Genomic DNA, 25,160 nt, shown 5'->3' with positions numbered 1-25,160 from the left:
GCATGTCCTTGAGCGGGGCACGATAGGTCATTTTCTGGGTCTCCATTTTGGGATTGCGGCACAGGGCATGGTGCATCTGGCCGGATGCCGGCACCGCATGCTCCGGATACCGGATCGTAGCGCCCGCCGCGGCATGCGGGAATAACCAAACCTGCCCATTCATTGACAAAACCTGCCGCTTTGCGTCGCCCTGGCCGCTGGCCTGCCACCCCAGCCTGATTGGCCGGATTTGTCACTAGTTCGGCCATTCCTGTCAGTGCCGGAGGGGGCGGGCACCTCTAGAATGCCTCGCAGCCGGCGTCGCCATGACCGCCGGATGCATCCGGCATAACGACAAACCGCCTGTCAGGAGACAAGACTATGGACCTGTTCGGTCAGATGATGTACGCGCCTCTGCAATTGTCCGCGCTGCTTGAGCAGGCGGCACGGCACTCCGGCAAGGTGGAAATCGTATCCCGGCGCGTCGAGGGGGACATTCATCGCTATACCTACCGGGACTGCCATGTCCGCGCCATGCAACTGGCCAATGCGCTGACGGGCCGAGGCATCGTCGCCGGAGACCGCGTGGGCACGCTGGCGTGGAATGGCTATCGCCATATGGAGCTGTACTATGGCGTGACCGGCATTGGCGCGGTTTGTCATACGATCAACCCCCGCCTGTTCCCGGAACAGATCGCCTACATCATCAATCATGCCCGCGACCGCGTGATCTGCTTCGATGCCTCGTTCCTGGGCCTGGTCCAGCAGATCGCGCCGCAATGTCCCCATGTCGAGTCATGGGTCATGCTGTGCGACAGCGCCAGCCTGCCGCAGGCACCGGCGCTGCCGCTCGAAAGCTACGAGGCCATGATCGGCGGGCAGCCCGGCCACTTCGACTGGCCTCGCCTGGATGAGCAACTCGCGGCGGTGCTTTGCTATACCTCCGGCACCACCGGCAACCCGAAGGGCGTCCTGTACTCGCACCGTTCGCTTTGCCTGATGGCCTATGCCTCGGCGCTGCCGGACGCGCTTTGCCTGCGTGCGTCGGACTCCGTGGTGCCTGTCGTGCCGATGTTCCACGTCAATGCCTGGGGGCTGCCGTTCTCCGCGGCGCTGGTCGGGGCGAAACTGGTGCTGCCGGGCCCGGCGCTCGATGGCGCGTCCCTGTCGGCGTTGTTCGACCAGGAAGGCGTGACGGTGTCGGCTGGCGTGCCCACGGTCTGGCTCGGCCTGGCCGACTATATGCGCCGCACCGGCAAGCGTTGCAACAGCCTGGAACGTGTCATCGTGGGCGGCGCGGCATGCCCGCCGCAACTGGCCAAGGCGCTGGGCGAACTGGGCATCAAGTCGGTACACGCCTGGGGCATGACCGAGCTGTCGCCGGTTGGCACCGTGTTTTCGCCTTCGCAGGGTTTCGCACAAAAGCCGGAGCAGGAGCGCGCGCAGCTCGAGGCCAAGCAAGGCCGGGTCGTGCCGGGTGTCGAGATGAAGATCGTCGACGCCGATGGTGCCGAGTTGCCGTGGGACGGGCGCTCGGCGGGCGACCTGCTGGTGCGCGGCCATTGGGTCGCGGAGCGCTACTTCGGCATGGAGGAATCCTGCCTGGAGAGGGATGGCTGGTTCGCCACCGGCGATGTCGCCACGATCGACGCCGATGGCTATATGCAGATCACGGATCGCAGCAAGGATGTGATCAAGTCCGGCGGCGAGTGGATCTCCTCGATCGAGCTGGAAGGCATCGCCGTTGCGCACCCGGAAGTCGAACTGGCGGCCTGTATCGCCTGTGCCCATCCCAAGTGGGACGAACGGCCCCTGCTGGTCGTGGTAAGGCGCGCCGGCAGCACGCTCGATGCGCAGCAACTGCTGGCCTTCTATGAAGGCAAGGTGGCCAAATGGTGGATCCCGGACGACGTGGTGTTCGTGCCGGAACTGCCGCTGACCGCGACCGGCAAGCTGCACAAGCTGGTGCTCAGGCAGCGTTTCGGCACCCATTACAGCGGCGCCGCGGCGTAGCCGGGCGCTCAGGCCATGCCGCGGTAGGCCTTGGGCGTGCTGCCGGTCCAGTGCCGGAAAGCGCGATGGAACGCGGTCGGGTTGTCGAAGCCGACGTCATACGCGATAGCCGCGATGGCGTCGGGCGAGCGCGTGAGCCGCTGGATCGCGATATCGCGCCGGACGTCATCCTTGATCGCCTGGAACGTCGTGCCTTCGTCCGCAAGCCGGCGGCAAAGCGTGCGCACGGAAAAGTGCAGGTCCTGGGCAACCACTTCCAGCGTCGGCATGGCGGGAAGGCAATCGGCGAGGAATTGCCTGACCCGGTGGCAAACCATCTGGTCGGCGAAGGAGACGAAGATCCAGTCCTCCGGGGCGCGCGCCAGGAATCTCTGCAGGTCGGCCTTGCGTTGCCGCATGGGCATGTCGAGGTAAGCCGCTTCGAAACGCATGCGTGTCTGTGCGCTACCGAACTGAACCGGCCCCGGAAAGAGAAAAAGGTAGTCCGTTGCGTGCGCGGGACGCGCGAAATCGAACTCCGCCGCGATCAGCGGGATCCGCCTTCCCACCAGCCATGAGGCAATGCCGTGCACCAGCTTCATGATGAGTTCGCGGCCGAGTTCGGTCACGCCGGGGCCCGCCGGATCCGCCACCATGGCGACCCATCCGCCTTCGCCGTCGCGGCCCGACTCCAGCCGGAAATCATCCAGGATCAGGTGGAAGAACTGGCCGAACCGGTGCAGCGCGACTTCCAGCCGCGGGGCGTCGAGCAGGCTAAGGCACAGGTATTTCAGCGTGCCATTGCGCAAGGGGCGGCTGAAGATGCCCGGCATTTCGTCGTCCAGTTCGGTCGCGAGCAGGCGGTAGAGCGTGGAGAACTGCTCCTCGGTCACGCGGGAGCCAGGGCGCCGCAGCAAGCCGTGGGGGATGCCGGAGCACTCCGCCAGCCGTTCGATGGCGGCGGGATCGGCGCCCGACAGGAAGCCGTTGACCAGCGAAATGGGAACCGTGCCAGAAATCTGACTCAAGGGTGCGTCGACGTCCGGACCGCAACGCCGTTTCCGGTGTGACCAGGGGGCATATATTCTGTCACAAGCTGGATTGGCCCGTCACTTTTTTGGCATTCCGGCGATCAGGGCGCTGTCACGTCGGGCCGGTCCGCCAGCGTTCCGTCCCGGGTGCTGACCGCCCGGAGACGCACGCCAGGGGCTTGCGCCTCGATCCGGGATATCAGCCGGTTAAGCACCAGCACCTGACCTGCTGCTACTTGTTACCGTGGTCGCCCGTTGTTTCGCCTGCCGGTGCCGGGGCGGCGATGACCCTGGCGCCGACGTCCTTCAGCAGCCGCTGGAAATCGGGCGACGCCATGATGATCTTCCCCGCGGCGGCACGCAGCCGGTCGACTGCCTCGGGCGGCAGGGAAAACGATGTGGGCAGTTCGTTCAGGTAATCCAGTTCCGCCTTGTCCGTCAACTGGGCGAACGACACGTCGATGGCGTAGATCGTTGCGTCCGGCGTGCGCAATGCGGTGGCTACCGTGGCGTCCTTGTTCGCTGAAAATGCACGGGACTCCCGGACCCGGCGCATGGATTGCCATCGCGACTGGCTGTCCTTCAACAGCTCGGTGGCCTCGTAGGAATAATGGTCGATCGGAACCCCCGTGGCTTTTACCAGTATCTGCAGCGTGCCCGGCGGGGATTCCGACTTGTCCCATGCCGTCTTGGGCGTGGACAGTGAATTGACGACAAAGACGACGATCCTGCGGATATGGTCGAGTGGAGAAGGCTGGCCAATCAGATGCAGTGCTTCCATGACCTCCAGCGAATCCAGCACGCTGCGCATGCCGAGGTTGTCCGACACACCGCCATCCACGATATGGATGTAGGGCCGGTTGACGCTGTCCCCGAATTCGGCCTCCTCCTTCAGGTGGCGGGTCGCGCGGGCAGCCGGCCGGGGCGGGTCGCTGGCATCGAGAAAAGGCTTGATCCAGCCAGGGGGTTCGTAGTTGCAGGTGCCGCCGTAGTTGTTGAGGGTAATGGGCGTGAGTACCACCGGTACCGCCGACGATGCGGCAGCGGCACGGGAGAGCCTCACCGCATTCAGATCCGAGCAAAGCACGTCGAATGTGGTCTGCGTAAAGGGCAGGCGGGCACCCGTGGAGATGTCCGTGGCGGAGGCGACGATAAAGGGGCCGTCCCCGCGATTGAGGTCGCCGAACGTCGCGCCATGGAACAGGATTTCGTCGTACAGGTCCGACGCCAGTTCCGAGCGGCCCCAGCCGCTTGACCATAGGGATGGCCAGTAGCCTGGATTGAGCGTGCGGAAGGTAATCTCCCCCTGCACGTCGCGTTTGAGGAAGCGCTGCTCGTAATCGTCAAACAGCTTGTCGCCGTAGAGGCCATAGGCGAGCGCCGTAAAGCTCCCGCCGGATACGCCGGTGATGACGCCGACATGGTCGAGCAGGCGAGACTTGTTGCCTTTCGGTCCGACGACTTCGGTATTGCGCAAGAACTCGAGGACGCCGTACGAGAATGCCGCAGCGCGTGTCCCACCGCCCGAGAAGGCCAGGATCACCAGGTTTTCGTTGTCTGACGAATATTGCGGGCGCGTGACGAATCGATAGCCGGTAGCCGCGTCGGCGTGGGCGATGGCCGGGTTGACCGGGCGGCTGGCGCAGCCGCCGAGCACGAACAGGAACGCAAGTACCATCAATGCAGGCGTCGGCAGTCGGACCATGGATTCTCCGGGCATTCTCCGGGTATTCTCCGGGTATTGTTACGGGGCGTACTCATTGAGGTTGTCCCGGCATTCTGACTAGCCTAGACTAGAATTCACCGAATCGGGGGTGTGGTTGGCCTTTGCCCTCGTATGGCGAACGCGCCGACGCCGGCATTGGCCGTGCGGTGGGTTGTGTGGATGCGCGTCATTGCGGTCCGCGCGTTATGGCTCGAACCGGGATCGTGCCCCGCCGGGGCACGATCCCGGACGTTTCGTGTCGCCCGGACATGGCGTAACGGCAGGGATGAGGTGCCGTGGCCTGGCTTACCGACCCGATACCTTTGCAGTGACCTGCAAGGAGGCAATCGATGTTGCCCACGCCCATTTCGGAGAAGGCGCTGTCCCGCGGTATGCTCGATGTACTGATCCGTGCCGGGCTGATTGCTGTCCTGGTGGTCTTCTGCTTCCAGATATTCCGTCCGTTTTTCGACCTGCTCGTCTGGTCGCTGATCCTGGCGATCACCCTCTATCCGCTGCAGGTGAAACTCAGCCCGATGCTGGGCAACAAGGACGGCCGCACCGCCACGCTGATCGTCCTGGTCGTGATCGGCATCATCATGGTGCCGACCTACCTGCTGGGTATCGCCATGGCGGAGTCGGTGGAGAATGGCATGACCCTCGTCAAGAGCGGGGAGTTCAAGGTTCCACCGCCGGCCGAGTCGGTAGCCAGTTGGCCGCTGGTGGGGAAGCAGCTGTATGCCTTCTGGATGCAAGCCGCCACCGACCTTACCGGTCTGGTGATGAAGCTCGCGCCTCAGATCAAGGACTTCAGCCTCGTGCTGCTGGGCGCGGCCGCGAGTCTCGGCAAGGGCTTGCTGATTTTCGTCTTTGCACTGATCATCGCCGGCATCATCATGGCTTTTGGGGAGGAGGGCAGCCGTAGCGCCGTGCAGATTGCCTCGCGCATCTTCAACCCGGAAAAAGGCCCGCAGGTCACCGCGTTGTGCACCTCCACCATTCGCGCGGTTGCCCAGGGGGTGGTCGGCATTGCCTTCATCCAGATGTTGCTGATCGGCGTCGGCTTCGTGCTCAAGGGCGTTCCTGCCGCCGGCCTGCTGGCTCTGGGGGTGCTGCTGCTTGGGATCATGCAGTTGCCGGCCACGCTGATCACCGTCCCGGTGATTGTCTTCGTCATCGCCACCGAGGGTGCCAGCGTGGCTACGATTGTCTTCTCCATCTATGTCTTCGTTGCGGGGCTGGCCGATAACGTCCTCAAGCCCCTGCTGCTGGGCCGGGGTGTCGACGTGCCGATGCCGGTGGTGCTGATCGGCGCCCTGGGCGGGATGGTCAGCGGCGGCGTCATTGGCTTGTTTATCGGCCCGGTGATGCTCGCGGTCGGCTATCAGTTGTTCTGGCAATGGGTCGAGGACCAGTACCAAGGTAGCGGGCCAGCAGACCAGAAGCCAGTTTGATACTGTCAGGCTCGCGCCTTGTCACGTTGGATTCGTGCGAACCGCCTGACATCCAACGGGATAGCCGATGAATCTCGACCCCCTTAGCTCCTTGCTGGCGGCTGTTGTCGTGCTGCTCATCGGCGCGCTGGTCAATCGCAGGGTTGGGCTACTGTCGAGATACAACATCCCGGATCCCATCACCGGCGGCCTGCTTTTCGCGATGTTATCCGCGCTGGCCCTGACAACCGCGGATTTCAAGGTCACGATCGACCAGAGCATCAAGCCGGTGCTGCTGCTGATGTTCTTCGGCGGGATGGGGCTGAGCGCGGACTTGCGCACGCTTCGCCGGGGAGGCAAGGCGCTTGTCATCTTCCTGTTGATCATGCTGCCCTACATCGTCGCGCAGAACGCCGTCGGCGTCGCGTTGGCGAAGGTGCTGGACCTGCACCCGATCTTCGGGCTGGTCGGTGGCTCGATTACCCTAGTGGGCGGCCATGGTACCGGCGCGGCTTATGCCGAGCGCTTCGCGGAAGTGAACAACCTGCAGTCCGTGATGGACCTGTCGATGACGGTGGCAACACTGGGCCTGATTGTCGGCGGCATCATGGCAGGCCCGGTCGCGCAGTTCCTGATCACGCGATACCGCCTGCGATCCGAGGCGGAGGAAACCGCGAGCGACGACATGCATCCGGCGGCGCCAATCGCCACCATCGGCGCGATCGGCTCCCTCGCCGGCATTTTTGCCGCGGTAGTGGCCAGCCGGTGGCTGGCAGCGCAGTTCACCGGCGGCTCGATCACCATACCGGCTTTCCTGTGGTGCATGGTCACGGGCGTCGCCATCCGCAACCTCTGCCCGTTCATCGGCCTGCGTTTCGATGACCGAGCCACGGACCTGATCTCGAACGTGTGCCTGTCGCTGTTCCTCGTCATGACGATGATGGCGCTCGACCTGATCGAGGTGGCGCTGTCGGCGGGGCCTTTCATTGTCATCATTGCCATGCAGGTGGTGTTCCTCGTTATCTACGCCGTTTTGGTCTGCTTTCGCTTCATGGGCCGCGACTACGAGGCAGCCGTCACCTCCGCGGCCTTCATTGGCTTCAATATGGGTTCCACCGCGACCGCCATGGCGAACATGCAGGCGATCACCGCAAAGTACGGGCCGGCCCCGACCAGTTACCTGATCGCCCCGCTCGTCGGCGCATTCTTCGTCGACCTGATGAATGCGGTGGTGCTGACGCTATGGCTTGCGCTGCCGATCGTGGGAGGCTGACCATGCGCGCCCTCATCGCCATGCTGCTGGCCGTGGCCGTCCTCCTGAGCGGCTGCGGCGGCGGCCCGGATGCCGACGGCCTGCGGGCCGGGGTCAACGAACGCCTGGTGCAGGCGCTGCCGGCCGGGACGGTGGAACTGGTCAGCCTTGAGCGCCGTGGCTCCCAGGCGGACACCAGGGCGGCGGGCGAGACACGCCGGACAGTCTACTTCGATGCGCAACTGAAGCTCGCGCGCGACTTCGATTTCGGCGGATGGGACGCGCCGGGCGTCGCCGGCCTGGTTTCCGCGCTGGGCGCGGGCCCGAAGGGCATTTCCGGTATTACCTCGGGCGGCAACAAGGCGGGAGACATCATCCGCGCCCACGGTACCGCGCTCTACAAGCGCGAGGGGGACCGGTGGGTCGCGGTTACCTCCGGCGGCTACCGGCCCGCCGAGGCGCCGGACTATGTCACCAATACCGCGCCAGGCGCCGCCGCCATCCTGGAGGCGATGCGCAAGGTGATCGAATCCGTGCCCAAGGATGCTTCGCCTGCTGAGCAGGCGGCCATCGAGCAGGAGCTTGCGCTGGCATATGCAAGCGTACGCGCACGGCTCGCGCGCGCGGCGGACGGATACGCGATCGCGGCCGGTGCCGAGCACGGACAGTATTTGCGCTTCGCCCGCGCGCTGGCGAGCGAGACCAGGGTCAGGGTAGTGCCCCTGATCACGCGGGGAGGAGAGGAAAACCTGCGTCTGTTGCGGGAAGGCAAGGTTTCGGTTGCGCTGGCGCAGGGCGATGCCGCGCTCGATGCCTATGAGGGCAAGGGCGCCTTTGCCGCGGACGGGCCGTACGCCTCGCTGCGCGCGCTGGGCAGCTTGTATCCGGAAGCCGTGCATGTCCTGGTGCGGGCCAACGACTCGCTGGCATCGATGGCGGACCTGCGCGGCCACAAGGTCGCCATGGGTGAACCGGGCTCCGCGTCGCGCGTCACCGCGGTACGCGTGCTCGAGGCGCATGGGCTCGGGCTGAAGGACATCGTGCCCCAGGACTTGAGCATCGGCGCCGCGCTGGTTGCGCTGCGCCAGAAACAGGTCGACGCCGTGATACAGGTCATCGGCGTGCCGGCGGACAGCGTGCGCGATGCGCTTGAGGACGTGCCGCTGCGGCTGTTGCCGCTTTCGGAGCGCGCGATTGCCGCGCTGGCCGGTGCGAAGACCGCGTACTTTCCCTACACGATCTCGCGCGGTGCCTACGCGAACCAGCGGCAAGACGTGCGTAGCGTCGCGACCGCGGCGCTGCTCCTCACGGCAAGCGACCTCTCCGATGCCGAGGTGGCCGCGCTGACCCGCCTGGTTTTCGCAAATGGCAACGATCTCGCCGCGCGCGGCAGCGCGCAAGGTGCACAGGTCTCGGCGGCGACGGCGCAGCAAGGGCTTGCCGTGCCCCAGCACCTTGCCGCGGCAAAGGCGCTCGATGCGATGAGCGCCGGCGCCGGGAAGAAGTAGGCGTCAAACGCATTTTCCAATCCGCGCAATGCAAAGGAGGCACCATGACAATCCGTGTTGGACGATGGCTCGGCCGGAACGGCGGCGGGCTTGAGATTCTTTCCATCGAGCCGGGTGCGCGCTTCACCGGCCGCTATCAGACCAAGGTGGGCATGCCCGATCCCAATGCGTGGTTCGACGCGTACGGCATGACCGACGGTACGCTGATCGGATTCACGGTGCTTTGGAAGAATGCTTCGGAGGCGCACGCATCGCTGACCACCTTTGCCGGCCGCTACCTGGCCAAGGGCGAGCAGGACGGTCTCGGTGATGCATCGAGAGAACGGATCGAAGCCCAGTGGGTTCTTGCCCGGCTCTGCGACGACGACGATCCCGGCAAGCCGCACGCAATGTGGGAGACTTTTCTCTCCAACTCCGCCGTCTGGTACTGGACGCCCTGAGCGGTTAGCCCAGCAAGAGGCCCGCGTGAGCAAGCAGCTGGCGGAAAACCGCCAGCCGCGCCTCTCCGGTCCGGGCCAGCTTGCGGCAAACGTGCAAGTGCGCGGCCATGTCGCTGTGTCCGCGCAGTGCGTCCTTGCACTCGCGCTCCGAGATTTCCAGGTGGACACCGGTCAGGATTGCGCAGCCTTTGCCCACGCTTGCGCTCACGATGGCGGGCGGGTTGCCTTCGATGCCGGTGTACACGGCCAGGACCCGCGCCGCAGGGTTCGTTGCGTCGCCGAAATCGAAGCGGCAGCCGCCGTGGTAGTGCGCATAAAGCGTCGTCGGGGCAGCGGTCAGGCTATGGGTCGTCCGGATCTCCGCGGCCGTGGCGCTCCTCGGCGTTGCGTCATAAGCGACGCCCCCCGTGAGCTGGGGCAGCGAGCCAATCGCGACCGCATCCACAAAGTTCAGTTCGCGTGCGCCGCAGATTGCGCCCTCGGTTCCCGCATGGAATGCCAGCTCCCTGCAAGCGTAGTACGCGCCCGCGCAAATGCCCAGGTAGACGCCGCCCTGCTCGACGAAGCGCCGGATGCGCGCGTTGGGGGCGCCGTTCAATGCGGCGCAATAGGGTAGGTCGGCACCGCCCGGCATGACAAACAGCGCAGCGTCATCGAAGAGCGCCGCGTCATGCCTGAGGTCATCGGCCATGACCGCCCGGATCTCGTAAGCGCCGGGAAGCAGTTGCTGTCCGATCATTCTCATCAGGCGTGCGGTCCCGTCGGACGTGCCGGCATCGATATAGGTCAGGATCTGGGGCTTTGCCATGATGGTTCGCCGATGTGCAACGCTGCATCGCGTCGCTGGTGATCTTACGCCCTAGGTTTTGCCGGCACCAGATTCCGGGAGCCTGGCCGTCCTTGAAGCTTCCCGTACGATCCTGCGCGCCGGCATGGAAACCATCGTGCCTGCCCGCCGTCACATCACAAAGCGGTCCGGGGGGTGCTGTGTTCGTACCAAAAGCCTGGTGCCATTTGCAGGATTATCCGTGCAAGACGATATGGTTTGGTGAAGTACTTCATCAGCAGGTGCCACTTCCCATCGGGGCAGTGACGGAGCCGGCCGCCAGCGACTGCCTCCAGGCAGGCCGCACGGGATGGCAAGGCAATTCCCCTGGTGTTCCGTCCTGACGCCAGAGCTTTCTGGTTCCTGTCACGTCTGAAGGCCGAGTGAGCTTCATGCGTCACGCGGTGGCTGTCCGGCAACCGCTCCGGACGTTGCGGCAGCGAATCCGCCAAGACAGGCCTCTTAGAAATGGCCCTATCAATAAGCGTCAATATGGATCTAGTGGTGGTGCCATTTTTCAGTTAATTTTCTACTCCACCGCATTCCGGCCGAGATGCAGCACCCGGCTGCCGGTTGACGACACGAAAGGCGGACAACGAAGTCCGCTGGCACAAACCGAAGCAAGAGATGGAGCAAGAGATGAAGAACGCCGAACTGGTCCGCCGCAAAGATGCCGCCACGCCCCGTGGCGTTGGCGTGATGTGCAATTTCTACGCCGAGCGTGCCGAGAATGCCGAGATCTGGGATGTGGAGGGCAAGCGCTATATCGACTTCGCCGCCGGCATCGCCGTCCTGAACACCGGCCATCGTCATCCACGCCTGGTGGAGGCCATGCAGCGCCAGCTGGAGCGCTTCACGCACACCGCCTACCAGATCGTCCCCTACGCCAGCTACATCGAACTGGCCGAGAAAATCAACCAGCGCGCCCCCGGTGGCTCGGTCAAGAAGACGGCATTCTTCACGACGGGCGCCGAAGCCGTCGAAAACGCGATCAAGATTGCCCGTGCCGCCACCGGCCGTCCGGGCGTGATCGCTTTTTCGGGGGGCTTCCATGGCCGCACCATGATGGGCATGGCGCTGACCGGCAAGGTGGTGCCGTACAAGGTTGGCTTCGGACCGTTCCCCGGCGAGGTGTTCCACGCGCCGTATCCCTGCGCGTTGCACGGCGTGTCGGTGGAGGACTCGCTCAAGGCGCTGCAGAACCTGTTCAAGGCCGACGTGGATCCCAAGCGCGTGGCTGCCATCATCTTCGAGCCGGTGCAGGGCGAGGGTGGCTTCAACGTGGCGCCGGCCGCGTTCGTGAGGGCGCTGCGCGCGATCTGCGACGAGCACGGCATCCTGCTGATCGCCGATGAAGTGCAGACCGGCTTCGGGCGCACCGGCAAGCTCTTTGCGATGGAGCACTACGATGTGGCGCCGGACCTGACCACGATGGCGAAGAGCCTGGCGGGCGGCATGCCGCTGTCGGCGGTATGCGGTCGCGCGGAGGTGATGGACGCTCCGGCACCCGGCGGGCTTGGCGGCACCTATGCCGGCAACCCGCTGGCGGTGGCTTCCGCGCTGGCCGTGCTGGACGTGCTCGAAAGCGAGAACCTGATCGAGCGCGGCAACGTGCTGGGCAAGCGCCTGGTGGACCGTCTGGAGAGCCTCAGGTCCGGCGTGCCGCAAATCGCCGAAGTGCGCGGCGTCGGCGCCATGGTCGCCGTCGAATTCCGCAAGGCGGATGGCAGCCCGGACGCCGATTTCACGCGCACCGTGCAGAACCGCGCGCTGGAACAGGGCCTGTTGCTGTTGTCGTGCGGCATCTACGGCAACGTGATCCGTTTCCTGTTCCCCCTCACCATCAGCGATGCCGTGATGGACGAAGGCCTCGACATCCTGGCCGGCGCATTGACCCGCTGATCCCAGGCGGACCCAATCGCACCCAAACGCACCAACGCACCCAAACGCACCAACGCACTCAACGCACTCAACGCACCCAAACGGATACAACAGGACCAAACGGACTTCATCATGGAACTCAAGGATGCAGGCTTGCTGCGTGCGCAGGCTTTTGTAGGCGGCACGTGGCGCAACGCCGACAGCGGTGAGACCTTCGCCGTCACCGATCCCGCGACCGGCGCCGTCATCGGCACGGTGCCGTTGATGGGCGCGGCGGAAACGCGCCGCGCCATCGAGGCTGCGCGCACCGCGCAGGCCGCCTGGCGCGGCAAGACCGCGCGCGAGCGCAGCCAGGTGCTGCGCAACTGGCATGAGCTGATGCTCGCCAATGCCGACGACCTTGCCCTGCTGATGACTACCGAGCAAGGCAAGCCGCTGGCCGAGGCCCGTGGCGAAGTGGCCTACGCCGCGTCGTTCCTCGAATGGTTCGCCGAGGAAGGCAAGCGTGTCAGTGGCGACGTGTTGTCGTCCCCCGCCGGCGACAAGCGGCTGTTGGTGGTGAAGGAGCCGGTGGGCGTCTGCGCGGCGATCACGCCCTGGAATTTCCCGCTGGCCATGATCACGCGCAAGGCCGGGCCTGCCCTGGCCGCGGGCTGTGCGATGGTGCTCAAGCCGGCGGAGGACACCCCGCTGTCCGCCCTCGCGCTGGCGGTGCTGGCGGAGCGCGCGGGCGTGCCGGCGGGCGTGCTGAGCGTGCTGACGGGCGACGCCCGGGCGATCGGCGGCGAGCTGACCGCCAATCCGGTCGTGCGCAAGCTCAGCTTTACCGGCTCGACGGAAGTTGGCCGCATCCTGATGCGCCAGTCGGCGGACACCATCAAGAAGCTCTCGCTTGAACTGGGCGGCAATGCGCCCTTCATTGTCTTCGACGATGCCGACCTGGATGCCGCGGTAGAGGGCGCGATCGCCTCGAAGTACCGCAACGCGGGCCAGACCTGCGTTTGCGCAAACCGCCTCTACGTGCACGACAAGGTCTATGACGCCTTTGCGCAGAAGCTGGTCGCCGCCGTGGCGAAGCTCAAGGTTGGCCACGGTGTCGAGCCTGGTGTATTGCAGGGCCCGCTGATCAATGAGGACGCGGTGGCCAAGGTGGAGTTGCATATCGCGGACGCAATGGCCAAGGGCGCGCGGCTGCTGTCCGGCGGCAAACGGCACAGCCTGGGCGGCACCTTCTTCGAGCCGACCGTGCTGGCCGACGTGACGCCGGCCATGCGCGTGGCGAAGGAAGAGACGTTCGGCCCGCTGGCGCCGCTGTTCCGCTTCTCGACCGACGCGGAAGTGATCGGCATGGCCAACGACACCGAGTTCGGTCTTGCCTCCTATTTCTTCAGCCGCGATATCGGCCGCATCTGGCGCGTCGCTGAAGCGCTCGAATACGGCATGGTGGGTATCAACACGGGCCTGATCTCGAACGAAGTCGCGCCGTTTGGCGGTGTCAAGCAGTCCGGCCTGGGCCGCGAAGGCTCGAAGTACGGCATCGAGGACTACCTGGAGATCAAATACCTGTGCATGGGAGGGGTCGACCGCTGAAGCCGGCGCGTGTCGCACTGCCGGATCACCCGGCCCGGTGCCGGGTGTTCTTCTGTCCGGATTCAGGCCGGCATTGACTTAAGCCACAGCCTGGGTAGAGGCGGTCCAAGTGGAGGCCGCCCACCCAAGGCAAGCGCTGTACGCAGCGCAGCGAGTGGATTCTCTACCATCGAGGAGGGCAGTTTCATGCAGGTTCGTTTTCGTTTCATCCGATCCATCGCCGCCGTGGCGGCGATGGCGGCATCGTCCCTGGTTCTCGCGCAGGGCCCGCGAGACTGGCCCACGCAGCCGGTGCGCATCGTCGTGCCATTCCAGGCCGGCTCCGCGACGGACTTGCTTTCGCGCCAGCTCGGCATTGCACTCGGCAAGGAATACGGCCAGCCCTTCGTGGTGGAAAACAAGCCCGGCGCCGCGGCCATGATCGGTAGCGAGGCCGCGGCCCGCGCGCCCGGCGATGGCTACACGCTGCTGATGTCCGGTCCCGCGTCGATGGTGACCAACCGCTTTCTCTACAAGAAGCTCAGCTACGATCCGGATGCCTTCGAGAAGATCACGGTCGTGGCCTACACGCCGAACATCCTGCTGTCGAATCCGTCGCTGCCGTTCAAGACGCTGCCCGAGATGGTGGCCTATGCCAAGGCCAATCCAGGCAAACTGAGCTACGCCTCGTTCGGGGCAGGAACCACCTCGCACCTGGCCGGCGAGATGCTGAAGGCGATGGCCGGCATCGACATCGTTCACGTTCCTTACAAGGGCGCAGCCGAAGCGATCCCGGCGCTGCTGTCGGGTCAGGTGTCGATGTACTTCGACACCATCATGACGGGGTTGCCTTTTGTGAAGGCGGGCAAGCTGCGTGCGCTTGGCATGTCGAACAACAAGCGTTCGTCGATGGCCCCGGATGTGCCGACCATCGCGGAGCAAGGCTATCCCGGCTTCGATATCGCCCCATGGTATGGCCTGGTCGCGCCGAAGGGCACGCCGGGCGAGGTCGTGGCCAAACTCAATGTCTCGGTCAACAAGCTGCTCAAGGATCCGGCCTTCCGCGACAAACTGGGGGCCACGGGCGCCGAGCCGCGCGGCGGCAGCGCGGCGGACTTCAACACGATGATCAATGCCGAGATTCCGCGCACCGAGAAGCTGGTAAAGCAATCGGGCCTTGCCTTGCAATAAGCGGCGCGCGCTTCCATCGCGTTCCGGATTTTCCCCATCCTACTGAGTCGCTCCTAATGTTGCCTTTCGACTGGTCCTTCCCCTATCCCTCCCAGAAGATGCCGCTGCTTGCCGCCAATGCGGTCAGCACCAGCCAGCCGCTCGCCGCGCAAGCCGGCCTGCGCATGCTGTATGAAGGCGGCAACGCCATCGACAGCGCGATCGCCACGGCGATCGCGCTGACGGTGGTGGAGCCGGTAATGAACGGTATCGGCGGCGACATGTTTGCGCTGGTCTGGCACGAGGGGCAGTTGTACGGTCTCAACTCCAGTGGCCGCGCGCCCGCGCTTTGGACGCCCGAATATTTCGCGGGCCGCGAGAAAATGCCTTCGGTCGGCTGGGATACGGTGACGGTGCCGGGTCAGGTCGCAGGCTGGAAGGCACTGTCCGGCCGCTTCGGCAAGCTGCCGTTCGCGCGCCTGTTCGCACCGGCAATCGAATACGCGGAGCAGGGCTTCATGGTATCGCCGCAGATCGCGCGCCAGTGGGCGGCACAGGTACCTGTACTGGCCGGCCAGCCTGGCTTTGCCAAGGCCTTCCTGCGCGATGGCAAGGCGCCGCAGGCTGGCGAGCGCTGGCGCTTTCCGGAGCAGGCCGCCACGCTGCAGCGCATTGCCGAAAGCGATGGCGAGAGCTTCTACAAGGGCGAACTGGCCGCGCGCATCGTCGCCTTTGCCGAGGAAACCGGTGGCGCCATCCGTGCCGATGACCTGGCGCAGCACGCGCATAGCTGGGTCGCGCCGCTGTCGCAGGATTTCCGCGGCTACACGTTGCACGAGATTCCGCCCAACGGGCAGGGTCTGGCTGCGCTGATCGGGCTCGGCATTCTCGACCGCTTCGACATCGAAAGCATGGGGCGCGACAGCGCGGACTTCTATCATGTCGGCGTCGAAGCGATGAAGCTCGCGTTCGCCGACCTGCATCGCCACGTCTCCGACCCGGCGACGATGCAGCATGATCCCAAGGCATTTCTCGATCCGGCCTATCTGGCCGAGCGCGCCGCGCTGATCGACATGGCACGCGCGAGCACGCCCGGCGCCGGCATGCCCAAGACCGGCGGCACGGTGTACCTGACATCGGCCGACGCGGCCGGTTCGATGGTTTCGTTCATCCAGTCCAACTATCGCGGCTTTGGCTCTGGCGTGGTGGTGCCCGGCACCGGCATCTCGCTGCATAACCGTGGCGAAGGCTTCAACCTGACGCCGGGGCACGCCAACTGCGTCGGCCCGCGCAAGCAGCCGATGCATACCATCATCCCCGGCTTCGTCACGCGCAATGGCGCGCCGGTGATGTCATTCGGCGTGATGGGCGGTTCCATGCAGGCTCAGGGCCATGTGCAGATGATGGCGCGGCTGGCCGCCTTCGGCCAGAACCCCCAGGCTATGAGCGACGCACCGCGCTTCCGCGTCGAAAACGGTCCGGTGGTCAATGTGGAATCGCATATGCCGGCAGACGTGGTCGCCGCGCTGCGCGCGCGTGGGCACAAGGTGGAGGTGGCGCCGCCAGACAGCCTGGAGTTTGGTTCCGCGCAGTTGATCTACAAGGCGGAGCACGGGTATATCGCTGCGTCGGATTCGCGGCGGGACGGGCAGGCGGTGGGATTCTGAGCGTGATGGCAGGCGCGCTCAGGCCAATGAGCGCAGGTTGCCGCGGATTTCCGCTGACGTGACAGTCACCGCGCTACGACAATGAATCGCGGCACCAACATCACCGTTGGTGTCGCGATTTTTGTTTCAGGACCAGCGTGGAGGCCACTCAGCCGGCGGCTCTAGCGGCAAGATCTAGTTCCTGATCCCCAGGGTCTGAGAAGGCAGTTCACCAAACCGCTGCTTGTAAACGGCTGCGAACAGGCCGAGATTGACGTAGCCCCAGGCGGCGGCGACAGTGCGAACCGTGGTCCCTTTGCCGGCAAGCAGCAGTTCGGCCCGGACACCCTGAAGCCGTTGCTCGCGCAAGGTATCCATCGGGGTGCATCCACGGTATTCACGGAACGCGCCGGTGAGCGTTCGGACGCTTACGCCACTCGCGCGGGCGAGTTCGCTCAGCGTCGGCGCAAGATGCGCGTGTTCCCTGATATGACGCTCCGCCGCCAGGACATGCCGCGGCGCCATGCGGTGTAGCGTCGCCTGACTGGGCTGATCCAGCTGGGCGCGCCATTGCGTCAACAGGTGGATACCGATCATTTCTTCCAGATGCCGGCCCAGCGGGCTGCCGCCGATTGCATCCGGCATCTCCGTAGTGCAGTTGCAAACATAGGCGAGAAGGGAAATCCAGCTCGAATTGGCGCCGCCAAGACGAAACTTCTTCGTCCACAGGCTCTCGTCGGCAGGCCGGCCGAACCAGCGCTCATGCAAGGCGGCCAGCGCATCGTGTTCGAAGGTCAGGTTGATCTGCAGGTGGTTCTCGTCAAAGTCCACCCAGTAATGGGTTCGCGAGTTGTCGACCACGAAGGCGTCGCCAACGCCAGTGTCGGCGAAGGCATTCGGCTCGGTCCAGTGTCGCGCCGTCCCGCGCAAGGTGGTCAGGACCATTCCGGTACCCGCCGCGGGTGAAAAATCGGAAATGTGGACCGGGATGCCATACTTGAAGCGGCTTAGCGTGAAGTGCCCGATCCGGGTGGCGTCGAGTACCGAATCGGGGCGGCGCGGGCGCCCTGTCGGCGCGACGCTGTACGGCATGTAGATGCGGTCCGACCATTGACGAATATCGTCCCATTCGCTCGATGCCACCAGGCGGTAACGCGAACTGGCCTGGCCCTGGGCATCCGTGACCAGAACGTTTCGTATCGCTTCCATCATAGCCATGCCTCAGGGCGGGAGATATGGACGCGCCGGGCACGGAAGACCGGCGTGCAGGAGCTGCTTGCTACCTGTGATGGTAAATGGCCGTTTCGAATTCGACAAATCCCGGGTAGGATGCGGCGTCCTGGAACGGCAGGATCTGGGTCGCCCAGTAGCCGCCGATGCCGTTTTGACGGTCGATCCAGAAGAATGAGTTGGCCAGGCCCGCCCACATCAACGAGCCCGCGGGCCGCCCCGTGGGAGCACGTTCCCGATTCGTCATGAAGGAGTATGCCCAGCCCTTATCGGTGCCAGGGAGGAATTCGCCGGTATTGCTCAGCGAGGGGACGGAGGTGGTCCAGCCGCCCACCGCGAGCCCCATGGGTGCCAGGCCGTCCTGGGCCATCAGGTCCACTGTCTCGGGCCTGAGCACGCGTCCGCTCGGGCCGGCACCGTTATTCAGGATCATGCGGATGAACTTCATGTACTCGCCAATGGTCGCGTAAAGACCGTGGCCACCCATGTCCATCGGCGGGGGATCCGGCAGCACCAGATCAGGTAGCGGAGTGAGTTTTCCATCGGCTGCGCGGTCATGGATGGTAACGCGCCGTGCCTTCATCGATTCGCTCATCCGGAAGCCGATGTCCTGCATGCCAAGCGGCGTGAAGATGCGCTCTTTCATCACCTCGCCCAGGCGCTTGCCGCGCTGCTGTTCGACGATGCGGCCCAGCCAGTCGATATTGGCGCCGTAAGTCCATGCGGCCCCCGGCTCGTGCAGCAGCACTGTGCGTATCGAATCGAAGCTGCAGGACATGATGGGCGGGATGCTCCTGGCCGTACGGTATTTCAGGTCGTTCTCGCTGAAGAACTCATAGCAAAGGCCAGAGGCGTGCAACATCAGGTCGTTCACCGTGATCTTGCGCCCAGGCGCGCGGGTACGGGGCTGGCCATTGGCATCAAAGCCATCAAGCACCTGGAGTTCATCGATTTCCGGAACGTACTCGCCAGCGTTGTCGGACAGGGCAATCCTGCCTTCTTCGACCAACTGCATGATGAGTGTGCCGGTCAGGGCCTTGGTCGTCGAAAAGATCGCGAACACCGAATCGGTGGTCATCGGGCTGTCCAGGCCCAGCTCGCGCGTGCCGGTGGCACCTTCATAGAAGTTTCCGTTACGGTCGGTGGCCATGGCCACCACGCCCGGCGCACCGCCATGGCGATGGGTGGCCTGGATCAGCACCTGATCCAGGACGGTCTTCAGTTTCTGTTGCGTCAAGTTTTGTCTCCTGATGTTTGGGCGGCGCCCTTTCTTTTTGTGCCTGCGTCATGCCGCATCGACTGGAACGCAGGCGAGCCTAATTTACTGGAGGGGGCGGTGCGGGCCTGTTCCGGTCTGGCAATTGCATGTTCAGGTTCGGCGGAAATTCGCAAGATCAAGGCAATCAGTGGAAATGACAAAAAGGCAGGAGTTCCCTTCGACCGTGCTGGCGCCAGAATTGCGGTCATTGCGCCGGGCGAGTGTCGACGAGTAGGGCGAGGCCCGTATCGATATTCTCGTGTGCGCGAATCGTCGCGCCGCTCACGTTAGCGGCTTTGCTGACTCCGCCTGGAAGGGGGGCGAGGTAAAGGAAGTCTGGTTTCCTTGGACCGAAGATCCAAGAGACGCCGATGCCAGGGTCATGCGGGAGAAGCAAAGCGGCCTGATGAGACCGCTGCGATGAATTGGCGGTAGTCGTGATGCACGGGTGAGAAGGGTAAGCCTGTTTGTGAGTTGCACTCTATCAAGTAACGGCAAGAATGACTTAAAAGAGCCGAAGCGGCTGGTTGTGGCTTGAGCCCCCAATATGGGGGCTCAAGCCAAAAGCCGGTGCATTCACTGCGATACTGGAAATAGCCCTTGGCTTCTCAGTCCAAACTGATGCCGTTCGCTTTGGCGATGCCTTGCCAGAGGGACAGGTCGGTGCGTACGGTCTGGGCAAATTGTTCCGCGCTTTTCAACGGTGGATCGATCAGGTTGAGCTGGACGAATCGGTCACGCAGCTCCGGGGCGGACAGGGTGTTCAGGACCTCCCGGTGCACGGCCGCCACCACACCCGCTGGCGTACCGCGCGGGGCGAACACACCATACCAGGCATCCGTATCGAAACGAAAACCTTGTTCGGTCATGGTCGGCAGGTCCGGCAGCGCCGGCCCCCTGTGCGAGCCGGTGATGGCGATGCCGCGCAGCTTTCCGGTCTTGATCAGCGGCACCGAACTGGTGGCGTCGACGAAGGCCACCTTCACCCGCCCGCCCTGCATGTCCTGGTAGATCTGGCCGATCGTCTTGTAAGGCACATGCCGGATGTCGAGACCTTCCTGCCGCTTCAGGTACTCCATCACGAGTTGCCCGGTGGAGCCCGGGCCCCAGGTGGCATAGTCGTACTTGCCGGGATTCGCCTTGACGAGGGCAACGAACTCCTTCAGGTTGCGCGCGGGAAAATCCGGCGAAGCTACCAGATGGATGCCCCCTGAGAAGATCTGCGCCACGGCCACAAGGTCGCGCGTCACATCGAATGGCAGCTTGTGCTGCAGGGCCTGGCTGATGACGGTGGAAGACGAGCTGGCGAATAGCAAGGTGTAGCCGTCTGGCGGCGCCTTGGCCACCGCGTCGACACCGATGACGCCATTGGCGCCCGGCCGGTTGTCGACCACGACGGGCTGGCCCAGCGTGCGCGACAATCGCTCGGCAAAGATTCGCGCGATGGTGTCGGGCCCGCTGCCGCCGGCGCTGGGCAGGATCAACCGAACCGGCCGCGCCGGCCACGGCTGCGCGCTGGCCGGCGCCGCGCCAAGCGCAAGGCCCAGCGCCATGCCAATCGAGGGTGCCAGGGCCAGGAAGCGGCCGAGTCCCAAAGTGTTCCAGCAATTCCGCATCATGTTTGTCTCCTGCATATTGTTGTGATGACGGGCCTGGCCATGGCACAGCTCAGGCCCGCTTGACCTGTACGACGCTGCGCCAGCCGTCAGGCAGCGGCGCGCACGGCACCGATCGACAGGCCGCCATCGACGATGAGCATCTGTCCGTTGACGTAGGAGGACTCGGTGCTGATCAGGTAGAGCGCGGCATGCGCAACCTCCCAGCCTGTGCCCTGCCGGCCGAACGGCAGTGGACGGGCCGCGCGCGATGGCCGGGAGCGCGAGGCGTCCCGGCCCATCGGTGTGTCGATCAGTCCTGGTGCCAGCACATTCGCACGCAAGCCGCTGGGCTGGCCGGCGAATGCCACCGCGCGGCCCAGCGCGGTCAAGGCTGCCTTGGAAGTCTCGTAGGCCGGCAGGCCGCTCAGCGGCGAGATCGCCGCCGTCGAGGCCACGAACACGATGGCGCTGCCGGCGGGCATGACGGCGGCGGCCTCCTGGGCGCAGAACATCGGGGCGCGCAGGTTGATGTCCTGGACCCGGTCCCAGTCTTCGGGCGTCTCCGCGCCGAAGCGATTCGGGTTGCCGATCCCGACGTTGACCACCAGGCCATCGAGCCCGCCCAGCGCAGCCGCCGCCTGGGCCACCATGCGCGAGATCTGAGCGGGGTCCGCAACGTCGGCCTGGACCGGCACCGCGCGGCCGTCCTCGCGCAGGATCAGGTCGACCGTATCCTGCGCGGCGCCGGCATCAATATCGGCGCACGCCACGGCGGCGCCTTCGCGGGCGAACAGGATTGACATGGCACGGCCATTGCCGACCGACGGCGCCGGATCGACGGTGCGGCGTTGGCCCGCGCCTACCACCAGGATGCGGCGCCCGGCGAGCCGGCCGTCGCGGCGCGGCTCGCCAAGCGCAGGTGCAAACAGTTGCTGGTCCGGACGGCTTTCCAGGGATTCAGTCATGGCGCAGCTCCAGTTTTTCCAGGGGCGGGTTTTCGATATCGACTTCGAGGTTTTCCAGCAGGCGCGACACCAGCATGTAGAAGCCGATGGTTGCCAGCAGTTCGACCATCATCTGTCCGTCCAGGGCCGCCGCAACCTTGGCGTAGAGCGGCGCCGGTGCCTTGACGTCGTGCACCACGGCATCGGTGAATGCGATGACAAGGCGCTCGAGTTCGCTGAAGTCTCCGTTGGCATCCGGCTTCAGCACGGCATCGATTTTTTCTTCCGGCACACCGGCGGCGCACGCCACGCGCCGGTGCTGATGCACTTCGTAACTGGCGCCGCTGAGCGCGCCCACCCGCAGGATGACCAGTTCGCGCAGCGTGGGCGGCAGCGAGGCCTCCGTGAGAATGGCGCGGCCGAGACCGAGGAAGCCGAGCGCGATCTCCGGCGCATGCGGCAGGACCCTGTACAGGTTGAGGGGGGGGACGCCCGCGCAGTTGCTCGCCAAGGCGGCCGGGCACGTTGTCCACATCGAAGTAAGGCAGTCTGGCCATGTTGTGTTGTCTCCGTTTCCTGCCGCGCGGCAGGTGATGTCGTGGTGGAAAAAGTGCAAATAGGAGTTGGCCGCCTACGGCAGCACGTTGCGCGGGTCTTGTCGCAAGACCAGGTTCCAAACCTGTTGGCCGACCGGCTGCTCGCGTTCCTCGATCAGGTGGGCGACCAGTCCCGCGCAGCGTCCGATCAGTGCCAGTCCTCGGCCGAACAGCGGGTCCAGCCCCATCTCGGCGAGGATGGCGCCGATGGCGCCAGCGGCGTTGAGCGGCAGGACACGGCGCGTATCGTCGCCGCAGGCGTCGCCGAGCGCCAGGGCAAGACGACAGTACTTGCCGTGGAAGCCATTCGCGCTCGCGGTCTCCATCAGGACCGGCACGCGCGGATCACCTTGCGCGTGTATCGGATGGCCCACGCCAGGTATCGGCTTGCCGGCTGACCGGCAGGCGGCGACGATGCGCCGGGCATGCTCTGCCATGGCGGCTGCGTCGGCATCGGCCGCCAGCGACGCACCTTCTTGCAGCAGTAATTCCGCCATGTTCTGCACGGTGCCGAGGAAGCGTTCGCCGGCGCCAAGCAAGCCCGCGGCGACCGCGCCTTGCAAGGATTCCGGCGCGCCCAGCCAGGTCATGCGGGCGCTGATCGCGCTTGGCGTCAGCCCGTGGTCAACCGCGGTCACCAGCAGCGTGTCGATCATCCGCGCCTCCGCGGCGCCGGGGAGGCGCCCGAGCGCTACCAGGCAGAGCGTCTGAACGAAATCCAGCTTGCCGATCACCTCGGTGGCAAGGTCCCGCCCGCGCAGCGTGATGCGATCTGGCGTCGTGTAGCCGATCTCGGTGCGGATGCCGTTCATGCGCTCAGCCCCACGGTGATGCCGCCGCAGACGTGCAGCACCTGTCCGGTGACGAAGGACGCGCGTTCGTCGAGAAAGAACTCGACGGCGTGAACAATGTCCTCAGGCTTGCCGAGCCGCCTGATCGGCACGCCGTTCACAATGCGCTGTGTCAGCGCATCCTGGGTCGGGTTGACGGAGCCGAACGCCGCCGTGGCGATGGGCCCCGGAGCGACGGCGTTGACAGTGATGCCGTGCGCCGCGAGTTCCAGCGCCCAGGTACGCGTCATGGCGTTCAGGGCGCCCTTGCTGGCCGAATACGCCGTGCGCAGTTCCTTGCCCAGCGCGGCACGGCTGGAAATATTGACGATGCGGCCGTGGCGCGCCGCGCGCATGCCCGGGACCAGTGCCTGGGTGCATTGCAGCGCCGCCCGGACGTTGACATCGATCTGTTTGTCGAAGTCGTCAAGACTGGTTTCCTCCAGGCTCGCCGCCCGCAGGGTCGCTACGTTGTTGACGAGGCCGGTGAAGGCGAAGCTGGCCGAAGCTTTGCCAAGCGCGGCGGCGAGTTGCGCCGGCTCGGCCATGTCGACTTCGACGAAATGCGTCACGCCGGCCTCGGGAGGTGCCACGCGATCGAAGTTCACTACCGTGTGGCCGCGCTCGCGCAGCGTCTTGCACAGGGCCCAGCCGATGCCGCCGGAGCCGCCGGTTACCAGGATATCCGTTGGTGTCATGACGAAAGAGGCTCCTTGCCTTGAGGGTTGTTGCCGGCGTAGTTGCTTGCGCCGGCGGCGAGCCGGGTCTTGACCTCGAGCTTCGAGACCTTGCCGTTGGCAGTGAGCGGAAGGGTTTCCACAAAATGAATGCGCTTTGGCGCCTGTACAGAACCCAGGCACTCCTTGACGAACGCCTGTAGCTCGGCAGCGTTGGCGGTGGCGCCGGCATGCAGTTGCACGGCCGCGTGCACGGCCTCTCCCCAGCGGGGGTCGTCCATGCCGAGCACGGCGCAGCGGCATACCGCGGGATGGGCGCCGAGCGCGTTCTCCACGTCGCTGGGGTACACGTTGAAGCCACCCGTGATAATGACGTCGCGCAACCGGTCTTTCAGGTACAGGTAGCCTTGCGCGTCCAGGTAGCCGCCGTCGCCCGTATGCAGCCAGCCATCGGCCAGTGCCTCGGCGGTCTTGCCGGGCTGGCGCCAGTAGCCGGACATGACGAGGTCGCCGCGCACCACGATCTCGCCGGTGTCGCCAGCCGGCAGCAACTTGCCATCGCGCCCCATGATGGCGAGTTCGGTCAGGCAGGTGGCACGGCCGACGCTGCCGTGGCGGGCGGGATCGCGCAATTCCCCGGCGGGCAGGAAGGCAATGATGCCGGGGGCCTCGGTTTGCCCGAACGAGGTCTCCAGGGTGCCGAAGACATCGATGGCCTGGGCAATCCGGTCTGCGCGCATCGGCGCTGCCGCATAGATCAGGTGCCGCAGCGCGGACCAGTCCCGTTCGCGCACGCCGGGCTCGTCCAGCAAATCGTAGATCAGCGTGGGCGGCATGAACACCGTGGTGATGCGCTCGTGCTCCAGCTGATCGAGCAGGGCGCGCGGCCTGGTCGAATCCGCCAGCACGAGGGTGCCGCCACGCGCGAACACTGGCAGCAGGAACGTGGATGTGCCGTGGGTGATGGAGGCCACGGCGAGATAGCGCTCGTCCTCGCGCAACTGCATCGCGGTGAGGATGGAAACCACCGTGGTGTTCCACGACCGCAGCGATTGCATGACCCCCTTGGGCGCGCCGGTAGTGCCGCCGGTGAACTTGATGGCCTGCGTTTCGCCAAGTTCGCGCTGCACGCGTAGCGGGACGCGGCCGCGCCAGGCAGCGAGCAGCGCGGCAATGCTGTCCGGGCCGGATGCCTGCGGCCCGCAGGCGATCACGCGGGCGCCAGGCGTGATCGTGCCGGATTGGCCGTGGTCGCTGTCTTCCACCACCAGGATGGACGGCTCGGTGAAGTCGACGATGCGGGCCCGTTCGTGAACCGACGCGCGCGGATTCAGCGGCACCCAGCACTTACCGGCGGCCAGCGTAGCCAGCAGCGCCAACACATGCTGCACGCTATTGCCGGCGCAGATGCCTACGCGCGATCCGGACGTGGGGTCCAGCGCCTGGAAGGCCGCTGCGAGCGCCAGCACCTTCTGCGTCAGTTCGCCGTAGGTCAGCGATTCTCCGGCGGCCTGCAATGCGATGCGGGCCGGCGTGGCGCTCGCGGTCCTCAGCAGATAGTCGATTGGCTGCATGCTTTCATCCGTTGCGTGTCG

Annotated in this window: 20 protein-coding genes; 9 read left to right on the top strand and 11 right to left on the bottom strand. The window is 65.2% G+C overall.

Features of this window, described 5'->3' with window-relative positions; translation table 11 throughout:
• Window positions 1-360: 360 nt before the first annotated feature.
• Window positions 361-1,992, top strand: a complete 1,632-nt coding sequence (locus tag CF70_RS25470) for a 3-(methylthio)propionyl-CoA ligase (RefSeq protein ID WP_035871178.1) — start codon at window positions 361-363, stop codon at window positions 1,990-1,992.
• 8 nt (window positions 1,993-2,000) lie between these two features.
• Here the strand turns inward: CF70_RS25470 and CF70_RS25465 are convergent, their stop codons facing one another.
• Both CF70_RS25465 and CF70_RS25460 read right to left on the bottom strand, forming a co-directional pair.
• Window positions 2,001-2,999, bottom strand: coding sequence for an AraC family transcriptional regulator (locus tag CF70_RS25465; protein ID WP_235185210.1), 999 nt, complete (start codon window positions 2,997-2,999; stop codon window positions 2,001-2,003).
• A 235-nt stretch (window positions 3,000-3,234) separates the two neighbouring features.
• Window positions 3,235-4,707, bottom strand: coding sequence for a patatin-like phospholipase family protein (locus CF70_RS25460; protein ID WP_035871176.1), 1,473 nt, complete (start codon window positions 4,705-4,707; stop codon window positions 3,235-3,237).
• Window positions 4,708-5,057: 350 nt separating this feature from the next.
• Between CF70_RS25460 and CF70_RS25455 the strand changes: the two genes are divergently transcribed.
• The 4 genes from CF70_RS25455 to CF70_RS25440 all read left to right on the top strand — a co-directional run bounded on the left by CF70_RS25455 (window position 5,058) and on the right by CF70_RS25440 (window position 9,340).
• Complete coding sequence (locus CF70_RS25455; RefSeq protein WP_035871173.1) at window positions 5,058-6,161, top strand: AI-2E family transporter; 1,104 nt, start codon at window positions 5,058-5,060, stop codon at window positions 6,159-6,161.
• Window positions 6,162-6,228: 67 nt separating this feature from the next.
• Complete coding sequence (gene gltS, locus CF70_RS25450; protein ID WP_035871170.1) at window positions 6,229-7,413, top strand: sodium/glutamate symporter; 1,185 nt, start codon at window positions 6,229-6,231, stop codon at window positions 7,411-7,413.
• A gap of 2 nt (window positions 7,414-7,415) precedes the next feature.
• On the top strand, window positions 7,416-8,900 hold the full coding sequence (locus tag CF70_RS25445; RefSeq protein ID WP_035871167.1) for a TAXI family TRAP transporter solute-binding subunit: 1,485 nt from the start codon (window positions 7,416-7,418) through the stop codon (window positions 8,898-8,900).
• A gap of 44 nt (window positions 8,901-8,944) precedes the next feature.
• Window positions 8,945-9,340, top strand: a complete 396-nt coding sequence (locus CF70_RS25440) for an avidin/streptavidin family protein (RefSeq protein WP_035871165.1) — start codon at window positions 8,945-8,947, stop codon at window positions 9,338-9,340.
• A 4-nt stretch (window positions 9,341-9,344) separates the two neighbouring features.
• Here CF70_RS25440 and CF70_RS25435 read toward each other — a convergent pair whose 3' ends face one another.
• Window positions 9,345-10,148: a BPL-N domain-containing protein gene (locus CF70_RS25435; RefSeq protein ID WP_035871163.1), complete on the bottom strand. Its 804-nt coding sequence runs from the start codon at window positions 10,146-10,148 to the stop codon at window positions 9,345-9,347.
• A 657-nt stretch (window positions 10,149-10,805) separates the two neighbouring features.
• Between CF70_RS25435 and gabT the strand changes: the two genes are divergently transcribed.
• The 4 genes from gabT (at window position 10,806) to CF70_RS25415 (ending at window position 16,453) form a co-directional block, all read left to right on the top strand.
• Window positions 10,806-12,068, top strand: a complete 1,263-nt coding sequence (gabT, locus tag CF70_RS25430; RefSeq protein ID WP_035871160.1) for a 4-aminobutyrate--2-oxoglutarate transaminase — start codon at window positions 10,806-10,808, stop codon at window positions 12,066-12,068.
• A 111-nt stretch (window positions 12,069-12,179) separates the two neighbouring features.
• Window positions 12,180-13,637, top strand: a complete 1,458-nt coding sequence (gene gabD, locus CF70_RS25425) for an NADP-dependent succinate-semialdehyde dehydrogenase (RefSeq protein ID WP_035871158.1) — start codon at window positions 12,180-12,182, stop codon at window positions 13,635-13,637.
• A 186-nt stretch (window positions 13,638-13,823) separates the two neighbouring features.
• A complete protein-coding gene (locus CF70_RS25420; RefSeq protein ID WP_035871155.1) occupies window positions 13,824-14,807 on the top strand; it encodes a Bug family tripartite tricarboxylate transporter substrate binding protein in 984 nt (327 codons plus the stop codon).
• Window positions 14,808-14,863: 56 nt separating this feature from the next.
• The gene (locus tag CF70_RS25415; protein WP_035871152.1) at window positions 14,864-16,453 is read left to right on the top strand and encodes a gamma-glutamyltransferase family protein; all 1,590 of its coding nucleotides are present in this window, start codon (window positions 14,864-14,866) and stop codon (window positions 16,451-16,453) included.
• A 174-nt stretch (window positions 16,454-16,627) separates the two neighbouring features.
• On the opposite strand, the gene CF70_RS25410 is transcribed toward CF70_RS25415, so the two are convergent.
• The 8 genes from CF70_RS25410 to CF70_RS25375 form a co-directional block, all read right to left on the bottom strand.
• Window positions 16,628-17,644: an AraC family transcriptional regulator gene (locus CF70_RS25410; protein WP_235185209.1), complete on the bottom strand. Its 1,017-nt coding sequence runs from the start codon at window positions 17,642-17,644 to the stop codon at window positions 16,628-16,630.
• 67 nt (window positions 17,645-17,711) lie between these two features.
• Entirely contained in the window at window positions 17,712-18,899 is a 1,188-nt protein-coding gene (locus CF70_RS25405; RefSeq protein ID WP_200876808.1) for a serine hydrolase domain-containing protein, read from the bottom strand.
• A 629-nt stretch (window positions 18,900-19,528) separates the two neighbouring features.
• Window positions 19,529-20,539: a Bug family tripartite tricarboxylate transporter substrate binding protein gene (locus CF70_RS25400; protein ID WP_235185208.1), complete on the bottom strand. Its 1,011-nt coding sequence runs from the start codon at window positions 20,537-20,539 to the stop codon at window positions 19,529-19,531.
• A gap of 86 nt (window positions 20,540-20,625) precedes the next feature.
• A complete protein-coding gene (locus CF70_RS25395) occupies window positions 20,626-21,483 on the bottom strand; it encodes an SDR family NAD(P)-dependent oxidoreductase (protein ID WP_035871146.1) in 858 nt (285 codons plus the stop codon).
• The gene (locus CF70_RS25390; protein ID WP_235185207.1) at window positions 21,476-21,973 is read right to left on the bottom strand and encodes a carboxymuconolactone decarboxylase family protein; all 498 of its coding nucleotides are present in this window, start codon (window positions 21,971-21,973) and stop codon (window positions 21,476-21,478) included. The genes CF70_RS25395 and CF70_RS25390 overlap by 8 nt, the downstream gene beginning before the upstream one ends.
• A 120-nt stretch (window positions 21,974-22,093) precedes the next feature.
• A complete protein-coding gene (locus CF70_RS25385) occupies window positions 22,094-22,870 on the bottom strand; it encodes a citryl-CoA lyase (RefSeq protein WP_035871143.1) in 777 nt (258 codons plus the stop codon).
• Window positions 22,867-23,586 carry an SDR family oxidoreductase gene (locus CF70_RS25380; protein ID WP_035871139.1) on the bottom strand — a complete coding sequence of 240 codons (720 nt, stop codon included), beginning with the start codon at window positions 23,584-23,586 and terminating at the stop codon, window positions 22,867-22,869. Before CF70_RS25380 ends, CF70_RS25385 begins: the two co-directional genes overlap by 4 nt.
• Window positions 23,583-25,160 (bottom strand): class I adenylate-forming enzyme family protein (locus tag CF70_RS25375; RefSeq protein WP_349675121.1); only part of this gene is annotated, 1,578 nt, incomplete at its 5' end. The genes CF70_RS25380 and CF70_RS25375, both read right to left, overlap by 4 nt.

This window comes from Cupriavidus sp. SK-3, assembly GCF_000611145.1.
GTDB lineage: Bacteria > Pseudomonadota > Gammaproteobacteria > Burkholderiales > Burkholderiaceae > Cupriavidus.
Note: the sequence above shows the minus strand (reverse complement) of the source record. Positions and strands in the feature narration are given on the sequence as shown.